This window comes from Paenarthrobacter sp. 2TAF44, from assembly GCF_052114885.1.
Taxonomy (GTDB): Bacteria; Actinomycetota; Actinomycetes; order Actinomycetales; family Micrococcaceae; genus Arthrobacter.
The window spans coordinates 17,698-39,757 of the sequence record NZ_JBFRFP010000001.1 but is presented as its reverse complement, the minus strand read 5'-3'; the positions used below and the strand labels follow the sequence as shown (position 1 = coordinate 39,757).

The window sequence follows — 22,060 nt, the reverse complement described above, 5'->3', positions numbered from 1 at the left end:
GAGCCCCTACTACATGACCATCACCTCCACCGAGAAGCCCGGTACCCCCGTAGTCGCCATTAACGACATCGGTACCGCTGAGGACTTCCTCGCAGCTGTCGACGCCACCATTAAGTACTTCAACGACGGTGACCTCGTCGAAGGTACCGTCGTCAAGGTCGACCGCGACGAAGTCCTGCTCGACATCGGTTACAAGACCGAAGGTGTCATCCCTTCCCGCGAGCTTTCCATCAAGCACGACGTTGACCCCGGCGAAGTTGTTGCCGTTGGCGATCAGGTCGAAGCTTTGGTTCTCACCAAGGAAGACAAAGAAGGCCGTCTGATCCTCTCCAAGAAGCGTGCTCAGTACGAGCGTGCCTGGGGCGACATCGAGAAGGTCAAGGAAGAAGACGGCGTCGTTACCGGTACCGTCATCGAGGTTGTCAAGGGTGGCCTCATCCTGGACATCGGCCTGCGCGGCTTCCTGCCCGCATCCCTCGTCGAGATGCGTCGTGTCCGCGACCTCGCTCCGTACATCGGTCAGCAGATCGAAGCCAAGATCATCGAGCTGGACAAGAACCGCAACAACGTTGTGCTGTCCCGCCGTGCATGGCTTGAGCAGACCCAGTCCGAGGTCCGCTCCACGTTCCTCAACAAGCTGGAAAAGGGCCAGGTTCGTCCCGGCGTTGTTTCCTCCATCGTCAACTTCGGTGCATTCGTGGACCTTGGCGGCGTAGACGGCCTCGTTCACGTTTCCGAGCTCTCCTGGAAGCACATCGACCACCCGTCCGAGGTTGTCGAGGTTGGCCAGGAAGTCACCGTCGAGGTCCTCGAAGTGGATCTGGACCGCGAGCGTGTCTCCCTGTCGCTCAAGGCTACGCAGGAAGACCCGTGGCAGACCTTCGCCCGCACCCACGCCCTGGGCCAGGTTGTTCCGGGTAAGGTCACCAAGCTCGTTCCGTTCGGTGCGTTCGTTCGCGTCGAAGACGGCATCGAAGGCCTCGTTCACATCTCCGAGCTGGCTGTCCGCCACGTTGAGCTCGCCGAGCAGGTTGTCTCCGTTGGAGACGAACTGTTCGTCAAGGTCATCGACATCGACCTCGAGCGTCGCCGCATCTCCCTCTCCCTCAAGCAGGCTAACGAGGGCGTTGACGCTGACAGCACCGAGTTCGATCCCGCTCTGTACGGTATGGCCGCTGAGTACGACGAAGAGGGCAACTACAAGTACCCCGAGGGCTTCGACCCCGAGTCGAACGAATGGCTCGAAGGCTACGAGACCCAGCGCGCCGCTTGGGAGCAGCAGTACGCTGACGCCCAGACCCGTTGGGAAGCCCACAAGAAGCAGGTTGCACAGCACGCTGCTGACGACGCTGCCGCTGCAACGTCCGGTGAGAGCGATTCCGGCACCACCAGCTACTCCTCGGAGCCGGCTGCTGCTGAGTCCAACGCCGGCACCCTGGCGTCCGACGAAGCTCTCGCAGCACTGCGCGAGAAGCTGACCGGCAACTAATTCCGCCACCCCTCACGGGATGCGCTGAATAGCCAAGAAGGACCCCTGCCATACGGCAGGGGTCCTTCTGGTTAAGCTACGTGGCTTCTCAAGAATCTCCTCGTCGACGTCGGCCAGTCCCACCCGGGGTTGCATAGTTGATTCAGGGTACATCGATCCACTCCGTTCCCTTCGGACTCAGTGTGCCCGTGCCTGCAGTGAGGGCCGCTACACGGGAGTGCGCCTCCGCCAAGGCGTCGCTGTTGTCCGCCAGCGCGACCCGGAGGACTGTGTGCTTGGCTTCATAGCTGGTGTTGGCCATGACAAAGCCGGATCCGCGGAGTTCGTTCTCCAAGCGTCCGGCGTCCGCGTGCGGCACGTCGATGTCGCAAAGCCGCAGCCGTCGACGCTGCACCAGGGGTGCCAGTTCCAAAGCTGCAGATACCGATTCGGAATAGGCACGGACCAGCCCGCCCGCGCCCAGTAGGATTCCGCCGAAATAGCGGACGACGACGACACTTACGTCGCTAAGGTCGGTCACCCCGGGTGCTGTCTCACGTTTGAGCAGTGCTTCCAGCATGGGAATACCGGCCGTGCCCGACGGTTCGCCGTCGTCACTGGAACGTTGAATCATCCTGTCCGGACCTACAACGAAAGCCGAACAGTGGTGCCGTGCGTCATGGAACTCGCGTCTCAGCGCAGCCACCAGGGAGCGTGCAGTTCCTTCGTCCGGCGAGCGGCGGAGAACAGTGATAAAGCGGGAACGCCGGATCTCCAGTTCGTGGCGGAAATCCGGACCTTCAGCCAGCGTTGTGTAACTGGTTGCACGGCTGTCATCCTCAATTTCCACCGCTTCAGTCTAGTGTGGAGGGGTGTTGAAGATCGGGCTGACGGGCGGTATCGCCTCGGGAAAATCGCTGGTGGCTGCCAGGCTGCAGGAGTTGGGGGCCGTGCTCATTGATGCTGACCTCATTGCCAGGCAAGTGGTGGAGCCCGGAACTCCGGGCCTCGCCCGCGTAGTAGAGGCTTTTGGACCGGGGATCCTGGGCCCTGAGGGGAGACTGGACCGGCCCGCCCTTGGGGCCATAGTTTTCCAGGATCCCTCACGGCGTGAAGTGCTCAACGGCATCATCCACCCGTTGGTCCGGGAGTCAGCAGCCGCGATCGTTGCCCAAGCCGCGGATGAAGACATTCTGGTCCAGGACATTCCCCTGTTGGTTGAGACAGGGCAGGGGAGTGCTTTCCATTTGGTGATTGTGGTGGATGCTCCCAATGACGTGCGGATACAACGCATGGTAGACCTTCGCGGGATGAGCCTGGAGGACGCGCGTTGCCGAATGGCGGCCCAAGCCAGCCAAGAGGCAAGAAACGCTGCAGCGGACATCGTCCTGGAAAATTCCGGCAGCCGGGAGGAACTGCTCGCCACAGTGGATGCCTTGTGGTTCAGTCGACTGCTGCCTTTCGCGGACAATTGCCGGCGGGGAGTTCGTGCCCGGCGAACAGAAGGGCCAGTCCTGTCTGCTTCCAGAACCGACTGGGGCCCGCAAGCGGCCCGACTGTCCTCGCGGATCCAGGCAGCAGCACCGGAGGACATCCTTGCCGTGGACCACATTGGATCTACCTCGGTGCCCGGGTTGGCCGCTAAGGACGTCATAGACCTTCAACTGACTGTTGCCGATCTTGAGGTGGCGGATCGGATTGCGCCACATCTGGCCGCGGCCGGATACCCGCGTGTTCCGGGCGTCGTCGCAGACACCCCGAAGCCGTCACAGCCGGATCCGGCCCAATGGCAGAAACGCTTCCATGCCAACGCGGATCCAGGACGCCCGACGAACCTGCATGTGCGCGTTGCCGGCTCGCCCGGCTGGAGATACGCGCTGCTGTTTCGTGACTGGTTGAGGGCCGAAGCTTCTGCCGTTGCCCTGTATGAGGGGCACAAGCGCGAACTTGCTGCACAACATGCCAGCGACCCCGGCACGGCTGCATACGCCGATGCCAAAGAACCCTGGTTCACGGATGTGGCCTGGCCGCTGATGGATGAGTGGGCCAGCCGCACCGGCTGGCAACCGCCGTCGTATTCTTCTGTTGCAGCGGGACTTAATTCCGAACAATAAACTGTCGGGGTGCGGGGGTAGATTGGTGTCATGAGTCTTGCCCAGGAGATCAACCGTGTCGTCGCGCCCTTCGAAGTCGTCAGCGATTACCAACCCGCCGGCGACCAGCCGGCGGCAATTGCGGAACTGACAGAACGCATCAACAACGGCGAGAAGGATGTTGTCCTTCTCGGCGCTACCGGTACGGGCAAGAGCGCCACCACAGCCTGGCTTATTGAGCAGGTGCAGCGTCCCACGCTGGTCATGGTTCAAAACAAAACGCTGGCAGCCCAGCTGGCCAACGAGTTCAGGGAACTCCTGCCCAACAATGCGGTGGAGTACTTCGTCTCGTACTACGACTACTACCAACCCGAAGCGTACGTACCCCAGACGGATACGTTCATCGAAAAGGACTCCTCGGTCAATGAGGAAGTCGAGCGGCTTCGGCACTCGGCAACCAACGCACTGCTGACCCGGCGAGACGTCATCGTGGTGGCCACAGTCTCCTGCATCTACGGCCTGGGAACACCCGAAGAGTACATCGCGGGCATGGTGACGCTCACCAAGGGCGCCGAAATGAACCGTGACCACCTCCTTCGCAAGTTCGTTTCCATGCAGTACGCGCGCAATGACATGGACTTCCACAGGGGCACCTTCCGCGTCCGTGGGGACACCGTAGAGATCATTCCCATGTACGAGGAACTCGCACTCAGAATCGAATTTTTCGGCGACGAAATCGAGAACATCTACACGCTGCATCCGGTAACGGGCGAGGTCATCCGCGAGGAAACGGAAATGTACGTCTTCCCGGCCTCCCACTACGTTGCCGGCCCGGAGCGGATGGGCCGCGCAATCTCGGCCATCGAGGACGAACTCGCCGAGCGCCTGAAGGTGCTGGAGAGCCAGAACAAGCTGGTGGAAGCCCAGCGGCTGCGGATGCGGACCACCTACGATCTCGAAATGATGCAGCAGATGGGTTTCTGCAACGGCATCGAGAATTACTCGCGGCACATCGACGGCCGTGCAGGCGGTACGGCACCGCACTGCCTGCTGGACTACTTTCCTGACGACTTCCTCCTGGTCATCGACGAATCCCACGTCACCGTCCCGCAAATCGGCGCCATGTACGAAGGGGACATGTCCCGCAAGCGCACGCTGGTGGACCATGGGTTCCGGCTGCCCTCGGCCATGGATAACAGGCCTTTGAAGTGGGATGAGTTCCTTGAACGCATCGGGCAGACCGTGTACTTGTCGGCCACACCCGGCAAGTACGAGCTCGGGAAGGCAGACGGCACTGTCCAGCAGATCATCCGACCCACTGGACTCATCGATCCCGAGGTGATCGTGAAGCCCACCAAGGGACAGATCGATGATCTCCTGGGCGAAATCCGCCAGCGCACTGAACGCGATGAACGCGTCCTGGTCACCACTTTGACCAAGCGGATGGCCGAAGACCTCACGGACTACCTCCTGGGCCACGGCGTCAAAGTCCAGTACCTCCACTCCGACGTCGACACTCTTCGCCGGGTTGAGCTGCTGCGCGAGCTCCGGATGGGTGTCTTTGACGTCCTGGTCGGCATCAACCTCCTGCGCGAAGGCCTGGACCTGCCTGAAGTCTCGCTGGTCAGCATCCTGGATGCGGACAAGGAAGGCTTTCTGCGTTCAGCCACGTCCCTTATCCAGACGATTGGCCGTGCCGCTCGAAACGTGTCCGGCCAGGTCCACATGTATGCGGACAGGATCACGGACTCCATGGCGCACGCCATCGAGGAAACCAACCGTCGCCGCGCCATCCAGGTCAAGTACAACACCGATAACGGCGTTGATCCCCAGCCGCTTCGGAAGAAAATCGCTGATATCACGGACCAGCTGGCCCGCGAAGATGCTGATACCCAGGAGCTCCTGAACAACAACAGGCTGGCCAAGGGAGCCAAACGTACCTCGGGCAGCAAGGGTGCAGCCACCGTCCGGAAGGACGGGCTGGCCGCGGCTCCTGCAGAGGATCTGGTTGGCCTGATCGAACAACTCACGGAACAGATGCACGGGGCCGCTGCCGAGCTGCAGTTCGAGGTCGCCGCCCGAATCCGCGACGAAGTGGGGGAGTTGAAGCGCGAATTGCGTCAAATGCAGTCCGCAGGGCACGCCTAAGGTAGGGTTGTGGTCACGTAGGGGAGTATCCCAAGCGCTATGTCCGTCAGCACGCAAGGCACAGATGCCTCGCCGGACTTAGTGGGCCGCTGAATGTGCATTCACCGCACTGGCAGGCCGGAGAGACTTACACCGCTTTCCCGTACCCTGCGAAAGGCCTGCATTAATGGAGCTTCCAATCTGGTTTGAGGTCGGCTCATTCGTCGCCCTCGGCATCATCCTGCTCATCGACCTCCTCCTGGTGGTCAAGCGTCCCCACGAACCATCAATGAAGGAAGCCGGCCTCTGGGTCGCCTTCTACGTTGCCTTGGCCCTGGTCTTTGCCGGTGCCATGTTCTACTTCACTGGCCCCGAATATGGCAGCCAGTTCGTCGCTGGCTGGGTTACTGAATACAGCCTGAGCATCGACAACCTGTTCGTCTTCATCATCATCATGGCCCGCTTCTCCGTGCCCCGGAAATACCAGCAGGAAGTGCTGATGGTGGGCATCATCATCGCACTGGTCCTCCGCGGTATTTTCATTGCCCTGGGCGCGGTGGTCATCGAGCAGTTCAGCTGGATCTTCTACATCTTCGGCGCCTTCCTGCTGTGGACTGCTTGGAAGCAGGCCACGGATTCCGGTGAAGACGAAGAAGAAGGTGCCGAAAACCCCTTGGTTGCGCGCCTGCGCAAGGTCCTTCCGATGTCTGAAAAGTTCGACGGCGGCAAGCTGCGGACCACCGTAAACGGCAAGAAGGTCTTCACCCCGATGGTGATCGTCTTCGTGACCATCGGCATGACCGACCTCCTGTTCGCGGTGGACTCCATTCCCGCGATCTTCGGCCTGACCCAGAGTGCCTTCATCGTCTTCACAGCCAACATCTTCGCGCTCATGGGCCTGCGCCAGCTGTACTTCCTGCTGGGTGGACTGATGAGCCGCCTGATCTACTTGAAGCACGCCCTGTCAGTCATTCTTGCCTTCATTGGCGTCAAGCTCGTCCTGCACGCAATGCACGTCAACGAGCTTCCGTTCATCAACAACGGCCACCACATCGAGTGGGCTCCCGAGATTCCTACCTTCGTTTCTTTGGCGGTCATTATCGGCACGATCGTCGTAGCAGTCGTCGCCAGCTTGCTCAGCCCGGCGGCACGCCAGTCCAAGCTGGACGCACGGTTGGAAGAGGACTCGAAGAAGAGCTTGAGCGAAGCCGAGTAACCGGGCTGTGAAAGTTGTAGTCTCGTGAAGTGACTACCACTTCTACTACGGCGCTGGACCCCCAACGGGTCCAGCGCCGTACTGTTTTCCTGCTCAGTTCGGCCCAGCTCCTCAGCGGAGTCGGCAACGGCGCCACATTGTCCATCGGATCGCTCCTGGCCGTGGATCTGTCCGGGTCCGAGGCGTGGGCGGGATCGATCACTACTGTCCTCACCCTCGCGGCAGCCTTGACTGCCCTACCGCTGGCACGGCTGGCGGAAGCGCGCGGACGCCGGGTGGGCCTCGTTTCTGGCCTGCTGGCTGCCATGATCGGGGCAGTCCTGGTGATGGTCTCCGTGGTGGCCGAATCATTCCCGTTGCTCCTGCTCGCTGCCGGTTTTCTCGGACTTGGTACAGCCGCCAACCTTCAGGCGAGGTTCGCCGCCGTCGACCTCGCCCACGCTGAGCACCGCGGCAGGTCACTGTCCACTGTCGTCTGGGCGATCACTATCGGAGCCGTGGCCGGTCCAAACCTCATCCAACCTGGTGCCGCAGTGGGGTCCGCGTTGGGCCTGCCACCCATTGCCGGTCCTTTCGTCTTCTCAGCCGCAGGTCTGTTCCTGGCGGCGGTGTTGCTCTTCATCGGTTTGCGGCCGGACCCGTTGCTGCTGGCGCGGCGGTTGGCCTCGGAGTCCGCAGGCTCGGGGACCCTCCCTGTCAGGGGCACTATCCGCTCCGGCCTTCAAGCTGTTCGTTCCTCGCCCCGGGCCATCCTTGCGCTTGCAGCCGTGGTTGCTGCCCACGGCGTCATGGTGGCGATCATGTCCATGACGCCCTTGCACCTGCAGCAGCTGGTGGGCGGTTCACATGCCGGCCATCACGGCGGAACAACCGACAGCACAGACGCCTTGGTTGTCATTGGGCTGACAATTTCGCTGCATATCGCCGGCATGTTCGCCCTCTCGCCGCTCTGGGGCTGGCTAACGGACAAAGCCGGCCGCATCCCAACGATCGCCATAGGGCACGGACTTCTGCTGGTGGCAGTGCTGGTCGCGGGAATCGGTCAGCAAGAGCCCGTATTGGTGACCATAGGCCTGATCATCCTTGGCCTTGGATGGTCCGCCGCGACCATTGCCGGGTCCACGCTCCTTGCTGAAAGTGTTGCCCAAGAGCAGAAGGTAACCGTGCAAGGCGTTTCCGATACGCTCATGGGCGCGGCGGGTGCAACGGGCGGCGCCACATCCGGACTTGTCCTCGCCTGGCTCGGCTACGAAGGGCTGAACATAGCCGCCGGAGTGCTGGCCGCTGTGATGCTGGCACTGACAGCCGCCACCGCTGCCCGGGCGCGCCGTGCAATCCCTGCCTAGGACAGATGCGGCCTCAGCGGGAACCCCGCACCAGCCCGAAAAGCCGCCCAAAGATGCCTTCGCCGTCTTCCCCGATGCCGTCATGGTGGAAGTCGTCCGTCACCCAGGTTTGAAGCCCACGGACTGCCGCGGCGGTTTCCATTGAGAGGTCATGGTCTACGTAAATGTCGTCCTTGTAGACGGCCGCTGCCACTGGAACCTTGTTAACCGCCAACTGCTGGTGGTCATATAGGGGACACCAATCCGACTTGGCAGCCAGCGAGGCGGCTACGTCGTGGAGCGGGATCAGCGCCGGATCCTGTTCGAAGTACCAGGGGTAGACCATTTCTCCCGTGAGCAGGGGGGCCTCCGCTCCCGGCTTGAACTCGGGGAATTCTTCCAGCACGCGCCACGCTGCCCAATCCGTGGCCTCGCCCTGCCCGTAGATCGATTCATGGAGTACCGCGTACAAGGGGTTCCCTGCGCGGCTCACGAGGCTACGCACTTGCTCGAGGAACACCTCCGACAGTCGTTCACCCAAAGGTGTTTCGATGAAAGCGTCCTCCAGGAGGTAGTGCAGGGAGTCCACCCGGGTGTTGCCGCCGAGGAATGACCCCACCATCTGGAACCGCTCGGGCGACAGTCGTTCTCTGCTGGCCAGGAATTCCTCATGCTGTTCTAGGTGGCGGACGATCCTGGTGACAGTTTCGCGGTCTTCCGGATACCAGGCGAAGTACTCCGCGTTCCGCTCCGCCACCCGCCGGAATGTGGCACGGTACACGCGCTCGGCCGGGCCATGCAGGGGAGCAAGTCCTCCCGTGATGAGGACCTCCCGCAGCCCTTTCGGGGCAAACGACAAATAAGTCAACGCGCAGAATCCACCAAAGCTCTGGCCCAACACTGACCATGGCCCGGAATCCAAGGCATGCCGAATGAACTCGGCGTCGGCCACGATTGAATCAGCCCGGAAGTGCGTCAGGTAGTCAGCCTGGGCTGCGACGTCACCGCGGAGCGCCAATGACTGTCGCTCCACAGGTGTGGAGAGGCCCGTGCCACGCTGGTCCAGCATCAGGATCCGAAAATCCTTGGCCGCCGCCTTCATCCACCCTGAAAGGGAAGTGACGCGGTTCCCGCGCCCGCCAGGTCCACCTTGGAGGAACAGCAACCATGGAAGTTTGGCGGCCTCCTCCTCTGAGTGATCGGTGGAGGAATACTCCCGTGCGAACACGGTGATCGTTTCGCCGCTCGCCTGGTCGCCCGTAACGGATTTAGCCGAACCATGGTCCAGGGGGACGGTGAAGTAGTGCTCGGCGGTTCGGAGGCCTCGGAATTCATGCCGGGCGCGGATACGGTGAGCGTCGGTCAAGGCTCGCGTCTCAGCCATGGGCAAGAGCCTTGTTGCTTGTGCTGGCAGCTGCTCCGAACGCTTCCAGCGCCTCGCCGGTCAGCCTGAACGTGGACCACTCCTCCATGGGGAAGGCGCCAAGGTTCTTGTAGAACTTGATGGACGGTTCGTTCCAGTCCAGGACGCTCCATTCCACCCGGGCATAGCCACGTTCGACGGCGGTCGCGGCCAGATGCTGAAGGAGCGACTTGCCATGGCCCTCGCCACGCGCGTCCGGAACGACGTAGAGGTCTTCCAGGTAAATGCCGTGAACACCTTCCCACGTTGAGTAATTCAGGAACCACAGGGCAAAGCCCTGCACTGTACCAGCGGCATTACTGGCCATGCTCGCGTACACCCGCGGGTTCTCTCCGAACAGTGCCTCGGTCAGCAGCTCCGGGGTATTCCTGACGGCGTCGGGTTCCTTTTCGTAGATCGCAAGATCGTGGATCATGCGCAGTATTGTGGGAACGTCTTCAACGGTGGCAGGGCGGATTACACTCATGCTTCCGAGCTTACTAGGGGCCGGGCTTTACCAGGGGCCGGCCGCCTACCGCCAACGCCGTGCGGAGGAACCGTACGTGACAGGCGGTTCTTGATAAGCAATGGGAACACCGTCCACCGTGATGGGTGGACCGACGTACCGGAGACGGCCGTAGGGGCTGTCTACCTCGTGGTAGTCGGGCTCTGGCAGTTCGACGTCAGTCCCGATGCCCGTCGGAAGGAGAAGTAGCTCTTCCGCTGTCCGGGCCAGCGAAAGCCGGGCCGTTCCGCCACGTCCCGTAGCCAGTCGCTGGGTCAGCAAAGCGAACACTGCCGCCGCAAGGCCATAGCCCGTGGCATGATCCAGCGCCTGCACCGGTAGCGCGCCAGGCCGCCATCCGCCGTCGTCGTCATGACCATATCGGTCAGCTATGCCGCACGCTGCCTGGACCAGACTGTCAAAGCCACGTCGCCCCTGCCAAGGACCTCCGTGGCCCCATGCACTCAAGGTAGCCACCACGAGGTCCGGGCGGCGCAGCAGCAGCGCGTCAGTGCTTAATCCAAAGCGATCCAGCCCGCCGTCGCGATACCCCATGATCACTACGTCTGCCCTCTCCAGAAGTTCCATGACAGCAGCCAGATCGTCCGGATTCCGGAAGTCTGCTTCGGCGCTGCGCTTGTCAAAGCCTGAGTCAATGAAAGCGTCCGTAAGCTCCGGAAGGTGCGGAGGGTCGATCCGGAGGACGTCGGCGCCCAGGGCTCCGAGGAGCCGGGTTGCCACGGGGCCGGCAATAACGCGGGTCAGGTCCAGGACTTTCAGACCTGCCAAAGGGCGTTCCGGATCCGTGGAAGAAACCCACGACGACGGGCGGCTTGGTTCCGTGGTTGCTGCAAGGTGGCCGAAACTGATCCACGGCCCCTGACTGGCCGCTTCAAACACAGGAGCGGCTGCCCACTCTTCCCTGGTGCGGACGGCGGCAGCTACGCCGTTGTTGCCAGTAATAAGGTCTTCGGCTTCCAAAGACGTCATGGCCAGTAATGCGCGGTCCACATCGGCAGGTTCGCTGGCCGAGACCGCCTCCATGAGCCGGGCGGCGTGGTGTGGATAGTTGGCGTGGAGGCGGACCCAGCCATCAGCGGTTTTCCGGAAGCCGGACAACGGAGCGAACCCTTCAGGTTTCTGGCCACCTATCCGCAGGTGCCCCAGGGAATCGAACGCAGCCGCCGTAGGTCCGGCGTCAACCGAGTACCTGTGCGTCGTTCCTGTCAACGCGTTCAGCCCCATGGCTGCAGCCCGCACCGCACCCAAAGCCAGGCCTTCCACGTCAAGCGCAGGAACGGCATCTGTAACTGCCCACCATCGTCGCGGTCCGGTCCAGGGCGCCGTGGGTTGTGTGCTCATGACGTCCAGCGCCCGCAAGCCACTGCCGAGATCAGGGACGGATTCCATGGGACCTCCTTCAGCCGGTTGACTAGAGTCGGTTGACGTTCGTCACCCGAACCACAGCAGTGCCTGTCTCGTCGGAAGCCGCGAGATCCACATCGGCAGAGATGCCCCAGTCGTGATTTCCGGCGGGGTCATCGAAGATCTGGCGGACCCGCCACGTGCCGGGTTCTTCGGTGATGATAAGCAATCCGGGTCCACGGGCATCTGGGCCCGTGCCGATGTCATCGTGTTCATCGAAGTAGTCGTCCAGAACCTCTTCCCAGCGTTCGGCGTCCCAGCCGGCGTCGGCGTCCAGCTCACCCAGCGCGGCAGAGTCTTCGTCCGCGAAGAGCTCCACCCTGCGGAACATTTCGTTCCGGACCATGACCCGGAAAGCCCGGATGTTCGTGGTCAAAAGCGGTGGCGGTGGCGGGGGAGCGTCGTGCGGTGTAGGCGTAAGCCCTGACGTGAGCTCCTCCCACTCATCAAGGAGGCTGGAGTCCACTTGCCGGACAAGTTCACCCAGCCAGGCGATGAGGTCCTCGAGGTCCTCGCGCAACAAGTCCTGGGGCACGGTCTGCCTGAGAGCACGGAATCCATCCGCCAAGTAGCGCAGGACGATGCCTTCGGAGCGGGCCAGTCCGTAGAACTGCACGAACTCTCCGAAGTTCATGGCGCGTTCATACATGTCGCGGATGATGGATTTGGGCGCCAGCTCGAAGTCGCCCACCCATGGGGCAGCCTTTCGGTACACCTCGAAGGCCTCGCCGAGAATCTCCGCCAAGGGCATCGGGTACGTCACTTCGTCGAGCATGGCCATGCGCTGCTCATATTCGATGCCGTCAGCCTTCATGGCGGCAACTGCCTCGCCACGGGCCTTCTTCTGCTGGGCAGAGAGAATCTGGCGCGGTTTCTCCAACGTGGCCTCGATAACCGAAACAACGTCCAGTGCATACGACGGCGACTCTGGATCCAACAGTTCCAGCGCGGCAAGCGCAAACGGTGAAAGCGGTTGGTTAAGGGCGAAGTTGGCCTGCAAGTGGACCGTCAAGCGGACAGAACGGCCTTCGGACTGTTGTTCATCCTCCGGAATGCGTTCAACCACACCCGCGGCCAGCAGTTCGCGGTAGATTCCCAAGGCCTTCTTCATGAGTTTCAACTGCGCCGCGCGGTTCTCGTGGTTTTCGCTGAGCAAGCGCCGCGTTGCCTGGAAAGGATCTCCGGGGCGTTCCATGAGGTTCAACAGCATTGCGTGGGTGACAGTGAAACTTGAAGTCAAGGGCTCGGGTACGGACTCCACAAGGCGCTTGAACGTCGGCTCACCCCAGGAAACGAATCCTTCCGGAGGCTTTTTCTTGACCACTTGGCGCAGTTTCTTCTGGTCATCGCCAAATTTGGCGGTGGCTTTGGCCATGGCTTTGGTGTTCTCCACCACGTGGTCAGGAGCCTGAACCACTACGGTACCGGCGGTGTCATACCCGGCGCGGCCGGCGCGGCCGGCAATCTGGTGGAACTCACGCGAGTTAAGCGATCTGGTGCGTACGCCGTCGTACTTGCTCAACGCCGTCAACAGAACCGTACGGATGGGAACGTTGATGCCCACGCCCAGGGTGTCGGTACCGCAGATGACCTTCAGGAGCCCGGCTTGTGCGAGTTGCTCCACCAAACGCCGGTACTTGGGCAACATCCCGGCGTGATGGACACCGATGCCATGGCGGACCAACCGGTTGAGCGTCTTTCCGAAGCCTGCGGCAAACCGAAAGCCGGCGATGAGCTCTGCGATCCGGTCCTTTTCATCCCGGCTGCACATATTGATGCTCATCAGGTTCTGGGCGCGTTCGATCGCTTCTGCCTGGCTGAAGTGCACAACGTAGACGGGGACCTGCTTGGTGGAGAGCAGTTCTTCCAGGGTCTCGTGGACCGGAGTGAGGTGATAGTAGTAATGCAGCGGAATCGGTCGCTCCGCAGAGCTAACGGTTGTGGTGGACCGGCCGGTGAGTTCAGTGAGGCCGGCTTCGAAACGGCTGACGTCGCCCAGCGTCGCGGACATGAGCAGGAACTGGGCCTGGGGGAGTTCAAGCAGGGGAACCTGCCAGGCCCATCCGCGCTGGGGATCGGAGTAGAAGTGGAATTCATCCATGATCACAGCGCCAAGTTCCGCGGAAGCTCCCTCGCGGAGGGCAATATTGGCCAGGATCTCGGCGGTGCAGCAAATAATCGGCGCATCCTGGTTTACGCCGGAGTCACCGGTAATCATGCCAACGTTTTCGGCACCGAAGATATCGCAGAGCGCGAAGAACTTCTCCGAGACCAAAGCCTTGATGGGAGCCGTGTAGTAACTGCGTTGGCCACGGGCCATGGCCTCGAAGTGTGCTGCAATGGCGACCAGTGATTTACCCGAGCCCGTGGGCGTGGCCAGGATGACGTTGGCGCCGGAGGCGAGCTCCATGATGGCCTCGTCCTGAGCGGCGTACAGCTGCAAGCCGCGGCCTTCTGTCCATTCAACGAACCGTGTATAGATCTCGTCCGGACCCAACGGGTTGGAGGCAGTGGAACCAGGGAGCTGCTCAAGAAGTTTCATTGGTTTCCAGCTTAGTGCCCGGACGGTTTAGGCTCGCCCCAGCGCTGCTGCCAAATGCAAGGAGGCTTATGTGAGGTGGGATCCATCCAAGTATGTGGAGTTCGGCAATCATAGGGACAGGCCGTTCCATGACCTCGTGGCCAGGATTCAGGCTGAGTCGCCGCGGAAAGTGGTGGATCTTGGATGCGGCCCCGGTAACCTCACAGCCACACTGGCTGTGCGCTGGCCTGATGCCCGCATCGTCGGCCTCGATTCCTCTGGCGAGATGCTTACGAAGGCAGCTGGACAAGCCCGGAAATTCGCCAACCTGGAATTCGAGCAGGCGGATATTGCTGGTTGGCAGCCTGACCAGGAGACCGACGTCGTAGTAACCAATGCCGCGCTCCAGTGGGTTCCCGGGCACCAAGCCATGCTGGGTCAGTGGCTAAGTGAACTTAAGCCGGGTGCCTGGTTCGCCCTACAGGTGCCGGGAAATTTCACATCCCCTTCGCACACGCTCATGAGGGAGCTCGCCGAGTCATCCAAGTGGTCCTCCCGCCTTGGCGACGTTCTTCGGCATGATGGCGTTGTGGGTAGTCCCGCCGACTATCTTGGGATCATGCTCGACGCCGGATGCGCAGCTGACGCTTGGGAAACCACCTACCAGCAGGTACTACCGGGCAAGGATCCGGTCCTTGAATGGGTGCGGGGGACGGGACTCCGGCCAGTGCTCGCAGCCTTGTCTCCCGAGGATGCCGCCGACTTCGAGCACGAATACTCCGCTTTGCTGCGCAAGGCTTATCCGGCCACAAGCCACGGAACAGTGTTCCCGTTCCGCCGCATCTTTGCGGTGGCCCGGAGGGACACGTGAGGCCGCACGACCCGTTGCCGGCCGTAGCAATTAAGTTTCCAGCCGTCAGTGGCTTGTTCCCGTTCCGCGTCGCTGGTCTAATTCTCGGCATGGACCATGGACGCTTCATTCAGCAGCAAACGCCCGCATGGGTCCCGGCACCTGGCCGGTGTTCGCGATGACTGCCATGGACGGATTTCCCGGGAACTGGCGCCCCAACACCAGCAGCGGAGTTGCCCTTTTTGAGCAGTTGAGACTGCGCATCATCGAACTCGCAGACTCCGGGGTCCTCGCAGTGGGAGCCAAGCTCCCGCCGGTGCGCAATCTTGCGGGCGTGCTGGATGTGGCCCCACATACAGTGGCCCGGGCCTATAAGGAGTTGGAGGCTGCGGGCGTCGTCGCTACGCGGGGACGCAACGGCACCATCGTGTGTGCCCGGGATGACCGCTGGGGCGCGCTTGCGGAGGTTGCCGCCCAATATGCTGCTGCGGCTAGGGCCCAAGGCGCCTCATTCGCCGAAGCGGTACAGCTTCTTGCGGCCGCGTATGACGCTGATTGATACCGATGAGTAGCATGTGAGGCACGACATGGAAATTCGAAGAAGTTTTCGATTAGCATTGGTAGGTGCCCAAAGCCTTAGCTGAAGATGCAGCCATCGATGCCCTGAAGAGCGTAGCCGTCGTTCCCGATACCAAGCCCACTAGGCCGGACCTGTCCCGGCTGGTAGTCAAGGGCGCACGTGAACACAACCTGCGCAATGTAGATCTGGACCTCCCAAGGGACGCGATGATCGTGTTCACGGGCCTTTCGGGTTCGGGCAAGTCCTCCTTGGCCTTCGATACGATCTTCGCCGAAGGACAGCGGCGGTACGTGGAATCGTTGTCCGCCTATGCCCGCCAGTTCCTGGGCCAAGTGGACAAGCCGGACGTGGACTTCATTGAGGGCCTGTCCCCGGCAGTGTCGATCGATCAGAAGTCCACCAGCAAGAACCCCCGTTCCACGGTGGGCACCATCACCGAAATTTACGATTACATGCGTCTTCTCTGGGCGCGTGTAGGCCGTCCCCACTGCCCTGTTTGCGGCGAGCCCATCGCCCGGCAGACCCCGCAGCAGATCGTTGATCAGCTCCTGGAACTGGAAAAGGGCACACGCTTCCAAGTTCTGGCCCCCGTAGTTCGCGGGCGCAAGGGCGAGTTCGTGGACCTGTTCAAGGAACTGACCGCCAAGGGATATTCGCGCGCGCGCGTGGACGGCGAGTTGGTACAGCTCAGCGAGCCGCCCAAGCTTGGCAAGCAGTTCAAGCACACCATCGAAGTGGTAGTGGACCGCTTGGTGGTCAAGGAAGACATCAGCCAGCGGCTTACCGATTCCATTGAAACTGCGCTGGGCTTGGCAGAAGGCCGGGTTCTGATTGAGTTCGTGGACCTTGAGGCCGGAGACCCCGCACGTATCCGTGCATTCTCCGAGAACCTCGCATGCCCCAACGAGCACCCCCTGGCCATCGATGAAATCGAGCCTCGCTCTTTCTCGTTCAACAACCCCTTCGGCGCCTGCTCAGCCTGCAGTGGCATCGGAACCAGGCTTGAAGTGGATGAGGAACTGATCGTTCCCAACCCCGAGCTTTCCCTGGCACAGGGCGCCATCGCGCCTTGGTCCCTGGGCACTGCCACCACCGAGTACTGGAACCGTCTCCTGGAGGGCTTGGCCCATGAACTCGGCTTCTCCATGGACACCTCGTGGGAAAAGCTCCCCAAGGATGTCCGGAACACCGTGCTGCACGGCAAGGATCACAAGGTTGTGGTCCAGTACCGGAACCGGTTTGGCCGGGAACGCAAGTACAGCACCGGCTTTGAGGGTGCCATCCAATACGTACACCGCAAGCACGGCGAAACCGACTCGGATTGGGCGCGGGACAGGTACGAAGAGTACATGCGCCAGATTCCCTGCCCCGAGTGCAACGGTGCGCGACTCAACCCTGCTTCGTTGTCGGTGTTGATTAATGGCAAGTCAATCGCTGAAGTAGCGGCGCTTCCCATGCGTGACTGCGCGTCGTTCCTGGGCAGCTTGACCTTGACAGACCGCGAGGCGCAGATTGCCCACCAGGTTCTGAAGGAAATTCAGGCCCGTCTGACGTTCCTTCTGGACGTAGGGCTTGAATACCTGAACCTGGAACGTCCTTCCGGGACCTTGTCCGGCGGTGAAGCCCAGCGCATCCGCCTTGCTACCCAAATTGGGTCCGGCCTCGTGGGAGTCCTCTACGTCCTGGACGAGCCCTCCATCGGCCTTCACCAGCGCGATAACCGCCGCTTGATCGAGACACTGACCCGCCTTCGGGATCTCGGCAACACCCTGATCGTGGTGGAGCATGACGAGGACACCATCCATGAAGCGGACTGGGTGGTTGATATTGGACCTGGCGCCGGCGAGCACGGCGGACAGGTTGTACATTCCGGTACTTACAAGGAGCTCCTGGAAAACAAGGAGTCCTTGACTGGCGACTATCTGTCCGGCCGCCGAAAGATCGACATCCCGGCCAAGCGCCGCAAGTACGACAAAAAGCGTGAGCTCAAGGTCATCGGTGCCAGGGAAAACAACTTGGACAATGTGGATGCCACATTCCCCCTGGGCCTCTTTACGGCAGTGACGGGTGTCAGCGGCTCCGGCAAATCCACGCTCGTGAACGAAATCCTTTATAAGGTCCTCGCCAACAAGCTCAACGGCGCCAAGCAGGTTGCCGGGCGGCACAGGAGCGTGAATGGATTGGAGCACCTGGACAAGGTGGTCCACGTTGACCAGAGCCCCATCGGACGCACACCGCGCTCCAACCCGGCAACGTACACAGGCGTCTTCGACAACATCCGGAAACTGTTTGCTGAAACTACCGAAGCAAAGGTCCGCGGTTACCAGCCCGGCCGCTTCTCGTTCAACGTCAAGGGCGGCCGCTGCGAAGCATGCTCCGGCGATGGCACATTGAAGATCGAAATGAACTTCCTGCCTGACGTCTACGTTCCCTGTGAGGTGTGCCACGGCGCCCGTTACAACCGTGAAACCCTTGAAGTGCATTACAAGGGAAAGACCATTGCCGATGTCCTTAACATGCCTATCGAGGAAGGCGCTGAATTCTTTGCTGCCTTCACTCCCATCGCACGGCATCTGAACACCTTGGTGGACGTAGGACTGGGCTATGTCAGGCTGGGCCAGCCAGCTACAACCCTGTCCGGTGGAGAAGCGCAACGTGTGAAGTTGGCCGCAGAACTCCAGAAGAGGTCCAACGGCCGCAGCATTTATGTTCTGGACGAACCCACTACCGGCCTGCACTTTGAGGACATCCGGAAGCTGCTCATGGTCCTCCAGGGACTGGTGGATAAAGGCAACACCGTGATCACCATTGAGCACAACCTGGACGTCATCAAGTCCGCGGACTGGATTGTGGACCTCGGGCCGAACGGCGGTTCAGGTGGAGGAAAGATCGTCGCAACGGGTACCCCTGAGCAGGTAGCCAAGTCCACTGACAGCCACACCGCAACGTTCCTTGCGGAAATTCTGCGCTAACTGTCCGGACTGCCTCACCGGACACCTAAAGAATATCCTCAGCACGGCAGAAGTATTCCGGTAGCGGCATGCGAGTTTCAGGCATGCCGCTACTCGTGAGAAACTAACCCGGTGACTCAAACAACGGTGCCCGTAATTTTCGATCTGGACGGCACCCTTGTCGATCCAGCCGGCGGTATCACAGGAGGAATATCCGCGGCCCTGCGCGAAATGGGCCTCCCCGTTCCGGAACAGGCCGTGCTGAACGCCATGGTTGGCCCCAAGCTCAGCGATGCACTCCTGCATTTAGCGAATGTCCCGGCGGAATTGGTCGATGAAACCATTTCCCGTTACCGGCAGCATTACAGGGAAACCGGTATTGGCCAGAGCAAGTTGTATCCGGGACTCTTCGACCTCCTTGAATTCTTTGCCGAAACAGGGCGGGCCGTCGCAGTTGCAACCCAGAAGCCCCAAGGTATTGCCCGGATTGTCCTTGAGCATCACGGTATTGCGGATTTCTTTGTGTCCATTAGGGGAGCTGCAGACGACGAATCGCTGGCGGCCAATTCCGCGTCCGGCAAGATCGAGATTGTTGGCGCAGCCTTGGCGGATCTCCACTCCCAGCCTGCTGTGATGGTGGGAGACCGGCACCAGGACGTGGCCGGAGCAATGGCCAACGGCCTGGATTGCATTGGTGTACGTTGGGGCTTCGCCTCGGACGGCGAGCTGGAGGAAGCCGGTGCGGTCGCCGTGGTCGGCACCGCCCTTGAGTTGCGAACCAAAATTGAAGAACTTGATGCTGTCCGCGCGGCGGCCCTGAGCGAGGTACAAAACGATGGCAGTCTTTGATGCGATCCGCTGGACTACGCGTGGACTGATCTCCACCACGTGCCGGCCCACGGTCATCGGACTGGAGAACGTGCCCAAAGAAGGCCCGTTCATCGTGGCGCCGAACCATCTCTCCTTCCTGGACAGCGTGATTGTCCAGGCGCTCATGCCTCGTCCAGTGGCGTTCTTCGCCAAGGCGGAGTATTTCACCACCAAAGGCGTTAAGGGCGCTGTGATGAAGTCCTTCTTCGAAGCTGTCGGTTCCATCCCGGTGGAACGCGGTGAACAGGCAGCGAGTGTGCAGGCGCTGAAGACCCTGCTGGACATCCTGGAGTCCGGGAAGGGCATTGGAATCTACCCGGAGGGTACCCGGTCCCGCGACGGCATCCTGTATCGCGGCCGGACCGGCGTCGGTTGGTTGGCACTCACCACGGGCGCACCTGTGATTCCTGTGGGGCTGATAGGCACGGAGAAACTGCAGCCGGCGGACAAGAACGCCGTTCGCCCCCAGCACTTCACCATGAAGGTTGGCGAGCCGCTGTACTTCGACAAGACGGGCCCGGACCATTCCCTGCCTGCACGCCGCCAGGTGACGGACAAGATTATGGATGCCATCGCTGCCCTCAGCGGTCAGGAACGGTCCACAAGCTATAACCAAAGCAAATCGGTGGACTGAGCGCCTGGCGCTGGCTGTCGGTCCAGTTCACTAGACTGGAATGGTGGCAAATCCAGCAAGTTACCGGCCCCAGACGGGTGAAATTCCCACCACCCCGGGCGTCTACCGTTTCCGCGACCCCCACGGCCGGGTCATCTACGTGGGCAAGGCCAAGAACCTCCGTTCCAGGCTGAATTCCTACTTTGCCAACCCCTCCGGGCTTCTACCCAAGACCCACGCCATGGTCCATGCCGCGAGCAGCGTGGAGTGGACCGTTGTGGGCAGCGAGTTGGAGTCGCTACAGCTGGAATACACCTGGATCAAGGAATTCAAGCCTCGTTTCAACGTTGTCTTCCGGGACGACAAGACTTATCCCTACCTGGCCGTCACCATGGGGGAGAAGTACCCCAGGGTGCAGGTCATGCGTGGCGAACGCAAAAAGGGCACCAGGTATTTTGGCCCCTACACGGCTGGCGCCATCCGGGAGACCATGGACACCCTTCTTCGCGTGTTCCCGGTCCGCAGTTGCAGCGCAGGTGTCCTCAAGCGGGCGCAAGCCAGTGGGCGCCCCTGCCTTCTGGGCTACATCGACAAATGCGCGGCACCCTGCGTCGGCCGCGTGACGCCTGAGCAACACCGTCAACTTGCGGAGGACTTCTGCGCCTTCATGGGTGGGGAAGCCAAGCGCTTCATCAACCGGCTTGAAAAAGATATGGCGGCCGCTGTCGCCGAACTGGACTACGAGCGCGCCGCACGGCTCAGGGACGACATCATCGCTCTGCGCAAGGTCTTCGAACGCAACGCCGTAGTCCTCGCGGAGGATACGGACGCCGACGTCTTCGCGCTGCATGAAGACGAGCTTGAGGCCTCCGTGCAGGTGTTCCACGTCCGCGGCGGCCGGGTCCGCGGACAGCGCGGCTGGGTGGTGGAGAAAGTCGAAGACGCCACGACGCCGGAACTCATCGAGCACTTGCTGCAGCAGGTCTATGGGGAGGACAGCGAGGTCCAGGGCCGCATCCCGCGGGAAGTGCTGATTCCGGAAAATCCGAGCAACCATGCCGAGCTGAGTGAATGGCTGGGCGGGCTCCGCGGGGCAAAGGTGGATATCCGCGTGCCCCAGCGAGGTGACAAGGCTGCGCTCATGTCCACGGTCCGGGAGAATGCCGAGCAGGCGCTGAAGCTGCACAAGACCCGCCGCGCCGGGGATATCACCGTCCGCTCGCTGGCCCTTCAGGAGCTTCAGGAGGCCCTGGAGCTTCCAGTTCCGCTGCTTCGGATCGAATGCTTCGATATCTCGCACGTTCAGGGAACCAACGTGGTGGCGTCCATGGTGGTGGTCGAAGACGGCTTGCCCAAGAAGTCCGATTACCGCAAGTTCTCCATCACGGGAGCTGCGGCAGCGGACGATACGGCCGCCATGCATGACGTCCTCACGCGCCGCTTCCGCCACTACCTCACGGACAAGGCCGCCCAGGTGCCCGTCTCCGGCGAAATCATCAACCCGACCCGTGCGGGCACCGCCGCAGCTGCCAAGGGAACTGAAGCGCCGCCGTCGGACCCCACCATGCCGGCCCCAAAGGCCAAGTTCGCGTACCCGCCCAACCTGGTGGTGGTGGACGGCGGGCAGCCGCAGGTCAATGCTGCAGCGCGTGCTTTGGCTGAGTTGGGCATCGACGACGTCTACGTGGTTGGCCTGGCAAAGCGCCTTGAAGAGGTCTGGCTCCCCAACAGCGATTTTCCGGTGATCCTTCCCCGGACGTCGCAGGGCTTGTACCTGCTCCAGCGCATCCGCGATGAAGCCCACCGCTTCGCCATCACTTTCCACCGGCAAAAGCGCGGCAAGGCAATGACGGTCTCTGCCCTGGACGGCGTTCCGGGCTTGGGAGAGGCCAAACGCAAGGCCTTGGTGGCGCATTTTGGTTCCCTCAAGAAGATCCGGGCGGCCAGTATGGAGGAACTTACCTCTGCCAAGGGCATCGGTCCAGCGTTGGCAGCTGCGGTCGTGCAGCATCTGGGTTCGAGCGAAGACGCAGGTGAAGCCGCTCCCGCCGTGAACATGACGACCGGCGAAATCCTCGAATCTTAGCTAGGGTAAGAACTTGACCGGTGGCCGC

At 61.5% G+C, this 22,060-nt stretch carries 16 protein-coding genes; 11 read left to right on the top strand and 5 right to left on the bottom strand.

Annotated features, from left to right (window positions below; genetic code table 11):
• Window positions 1-13: 13 nt before the first annotated feature.
• Complete coding sequence (gene rpsA / locus AB4Z15_RS00160) at window positions 14-1,489, top strand: 30S ribosomal protein S1 (RefSeq protein ID WP_216925808.1); 1,476 nt, start codon at window positions 14-16, stop codon at window positions 1,487-1,489.
• Window positions 1,490-1,631: 142 nt separating this feature from the next.
• Here the strand turns inward: rpsA and AB4Z15_RS00155 are convergent, their stop codons facing one another.
• Window positions 1,632-2,318 (bottom strand): IMPACT family protein, encoded by a 687-nt coding sequence (locus AB4Z15_RS00155; RefSeq protein WP_442015492.1) that lies wholly within the window; start codon window positions 2,316-2,318, stop codon window positions 1,632-1,634.
• A gap of 22 nt (window positions 2,319-2,340) precedes the next feature.
• Here AB4Z15_RS00155 and coaE point away from each other — a divergent pair, with 22 nt between their 5' ends.
• From coaE to AB4Z15_RS00135, 4 genes are all read left to right on the top strand, one after another.
• Window positions 2,341-3,582 carry a dephospho-CoA kinase gene (gene coaE / locus AB4Z15_RS00150; protein WP_442015491.1) on the top strand — a complete coding sequence of 414 codons (1,242 nt, stop codon included), beginning with the start codon at window positions 2,341-2,343 and terminating at the stop codon, window positions 3,580-3,582.
• 30 nt (window positions 3,583-3,612) lie between these two features.
• Entirely contained in the window at window positions 3,613-5,709 is a 2,097-nt protein-coding gene (uvrB, locus tag AB4Z15_RS00145) for an excinuclease ABC subunit UvrB (RefSeq protein ID WP_442015490.1), read from the top strand.
• A gap of 166 nt (window positions 5,710-5,875) precedes the next feature.
• The gene (locus AB4Z15_RS00140; protein WP_442005407.1) at window positions 5,876-6,904 is read left to right on the top strand and encodes a TerC family protein; all 1,029 of its coding nucleotides are present in this window, start codon (window positions 5,876-5,878) and stop codon (window positions 6,902-6,904) included.
• A gap of 29 nt (window positions 6,905-6,933) precedes the next feature.
• Window positions 6,934-8,250 (top strand): MFS transporter, encoded by a 1,317-nt coding sequence (locus tag AB4Z15_RS00135; protein WP_442015489.1) that lies wholly within the window; start codon window positions 6,934-6,936, stop codon window positions 8,248-8,250.
• A 13-nt stretch (window positions 8,251-8,263) separates the two neighbouring features.
• On the opposite strand, the gene AB4Z15_RS00130 is transcribed toward AB4Z15_RS00135, so the two are convergent.
• The 4 genes from AB4Z15_RS00130 to AB4Z15_RS00115 are packed head-to-tail and all read right to left on the bottom strand — an operon-like array spanning window position 8,264 to window position 14,103.
• A complete protein-coding gene (locus AB4Z15_RS00130; RefSeq protein ID WP_442015488.1) occupies window positions 8,264-9,613 on the bottom strand; it encodes an alpha/beta fold hydrolase in 1,350 nt (449 codons plus the stop codon).
• Entirely contained in the window at window positions 9,606-10,118 is a 513-nt protein-coding gene (locus tag AB4Z15_RS00125) for a GNAT family N-acetyltransferase (protein WP_442015487.1), read from the bottom strand. The genes AB4Z15_RS00130 and AB4Z15_RS00125 overlap by 8 nt, the downstream gene beginning before the upstream one ends.
• A 45-nt stretch (window positions 10,119-10,163) precedes the next feature.
• Window positions 10,164-11,546: a CoA transferase gene (locus AB4Z15_RS00120; RefSeq protein WP_442015486.1), complete on the bottom strand. Its 1,383-nt coding sequence runs from the start codon at window positions 11,544-11,546 to the stop codon at window positions 10,164-10,166.
• 22 nt (window positions 11,547-11,568) lie between these two features.
• Entirely contained in the window at window positions 11,569-14,103 is a 2,535-nt protein-coding gene (locus tag AB4Z15_RS00115; RefSeq protein WP_442015485.1) for a DEAD/DEAH box helicase, read from the bottom strand.
• Window positions 14,104-14,173: 70 nt separating this feature from the next.
• On the opposite strand from AB4Z15_RS00115, the gene AB4Z15_RS00110 reads away from it, so the two are divergent.
• From AB4Z15_RS00110 to uvrC, 6 genes are all read left to right on the top strand, one after another.
• The gene (locus tag AB4Z15_RS00110; protein WP_442015484.1) at window positions 14,174-14,953 is read left to right on the top strand and encodes a trans-aconitate 2-methyltransferase; all 780 of its coding nucleotides are present in this window, start codon (window positions 14,174-14,176) and stop codon (window positions 14,951-14,953) included.
• Between the two features lie 157 nt (window positions 14,954-15,110).
• Window positions 15,111-15,491 carry a GntR family transcriptional regulator gene (locus AB4Z15_RS00105; RefSeq protein ID WP_442015902.1) on the top strand — a complete coding sequence of 127 codons (381 nt, stop codon included), beginning with the start codon at window positions 15,111-15,113 and terminating at the stop codon, window positions 15,489-15,491.
• Between the two features lie 65 nt (window positions 15,492-15,556).
• The gene (gene uvrA / locus AB4Z15_RS00100; protein WP_442015483.1) at window positions 15,557-18,484 is read left to right on the top strand and encodes an excinuclease ABC subunit UvrA; all 2,928 of its coding nucleotides are present in this window, start codon (window positions 15,557-15,559) and stop codon (window positions 18,482-18,484) included.
• 111 nt (window positions 18,485-18,595) lie between these two features.
• Complete coding sequence (locus AB4Z15_RS00095) at window positions 18,596-19,312, top strand: HAD hydrolase-like protein (protein ID WP_442015482.1); 717 nt, start codon at window positions 18,596-18,598, stop codon at window positions 19,310-19,312.
• A complete protein-coding gene (locus AB4Z15_RS00090; protein ID WP_442015481.1) occupies window positions 19,299-19,967 on the top strand; it encodes a lysophospholipid acyltransferase family protein in 669 nt (222 codons plus the stop codon). Before AB4Z15_RS00095 ends, AB4Z15_RS00090 begins: the two co-directional genes overlap by 14 nt.
• A gap of 43 nt (window positions 19,968-20,010) precedes the next feature.
• Window positions 20,011-22,032, top strand: coding sequence for an excinuclease ABC subunit UvrC (gene uvrC / locus AB4Z15_RS00085; protein ID WP_442015901.1), 2,022 nt, complete (start codon window positions 20,011-20,013; stop codon window positions 22,030-22,032).
• Window positions 22,033-22,060 lie beyond the last annotated feature (28 nt).

What these genes read in the sequence shown, in the direction of transcription:
- rpsA (WP_216925808.1), top strand. Translation starts at nt 14, where the DNA reads ATGACCATCACCTCCACCGAGAAGCCCGGTACCCCCGTAGTCGCCATT.
- uvrB (WP_442015490.1), top strand. Translation starts at nt 3,613, where the DNA reads ATGAGTCTTGCCCAGGAGATCAACCGTGTCGTCGCGCCCTTCGAAGTC.
- AB4Z15_RS00140 (WP_442005407.1), top strand. Translation starts at nt 5,876, where the DNA reads ATGGAGCTTCCAATCTGGTTTGAGGTCGGCTCATTCGTCGCCCTCGGC.
- AB4Z15_RS00130 (WP_442015488.1), bottom strand. Translation starts at nt 9,613, where the DNA reads ATGGCTGAGACGCGAGCCTTGACCGACGCTCACCGTATCCGCGCCCGG.
- AB4Z15_RS00125 (WP_442015487.1), bottom strand. Translation starts at nt 10,118, where the DNA reads ATGAGTGTAATCCGCCCTGCCACCGTTGAAGACGTTCCCACAATACTG.
- AB4Z15_RS00120 (WP_442015486.1), bottom strand. Translation starts at nt 11,546, where the DNA reads ATGGAATCCGTCCCTGATCTCGGCAGTGGCTTGCGGGCGCTGGACGTC.
- AB4Z15_RS00115 (WP_442015485.1), bottom strand. Translation starts at nt 14,103, where the DNA reads ATGAAACTTCTTGAGCAGCTCCCTGGTTCCACTGCCTCCAACCCGTTG.
- AB4Z15_RS00105 (WP_442015902.1), top strand. Translation starts at nt 15,111, where the DNA reads ATGACTGCCATGGACGGATTTCCCGGGAACTGGCGCCCCAACACCAGC.
- AB4Z15_RS00090 (WP_442015481.1), top strand. Translation starts at nt 19,299, where the DNA reads ATGGCAGTCTTTGATGCGATCCGCTGGACTACGCGTGGACTGATCTCC.